This is a genomic window from Bradyrhizobium sp. P2_E8 (genome assembly GCF_056403875.1).
Map to the genome: position 1 here is coordinate 1 of NZ_JBFUES010001781.1, position 734 is coordinate 734.

Here is a 734-nt window from a genome sequence, read left to right on the forward strand (position 1 = left end):
GAGTGGCTCCTGTCCACTCTGTTTGACGCCTCCCTGTTATCAACTTTCAAAGCCGCCGGTCTCCCGGCGGCTCTTTTTTGCGTCTCGTTGCGGTTGAATTCCGGGGAAAGACCCGCGGAAACCATATCCGTGCTTGTCGCTGGACTCCGCGTCCCGCCCGCGCAATGATTTGTTCATCATAAGCCGGCGCAAAGCCGGACAGGTAAACAGTTGCGTAAGGGGCGTTAACCATGGAACGTTTGCAGGCCGACGGCGCTCTCGTTCAACTCAGCGAGCGGTTCACCAATTCTGCGGCGTTCGGCACGCTGTTCCGCGAGGGCATGGACCTCGTCGAAGAGACTGCCGCCTATCTCGACGGCGCCGGCCGCACCGAGGCCAAGGCACTCGATCGCGCCGTCAGCCTCACCTACGCGACCGAGAGCATGCGCCTGACCACCCGCCTGATGCAGCTCGCCTCCTGGCTGCTGCTGCACCGCGCGGTGAAGGAAGGCGAGATGACGCTGGTCCAGGCCAACCGCGAGAAGACCAAGGTCAAGCTCACCGCGGCCGATCCCGGCCCCGCCGACACCATCGAGAAGCTGCCCTTGCAGCTGCAGGATTTGATCCACCGCTCGATGAGCCTGCAGACCCGCGTGCGCCGCCTCGACACCACCATCCACACTCCGCCGGCCGAGCACATCGCGATCGGCAACCCGCTGGTGCCGCACCTCAATGCGCTGAAGGCCGCGTTCGAG

General features: G+C 64.0%; 1 protein-coding gene. It reads left to right on the forward strand.

Annotation, left to right across the window (positions count from 1 at the left end):
• Positions 1–230 precede the first annotated feature (230 nt).
• On the forward strand, positions 231–734 hold a 504-nt coding region (gene rcdA / locus AC1D00_RS43870), incomplete at its 3' end, for a protease adaptor protein RcdA (RefSeq protein ID WP_477015036.1).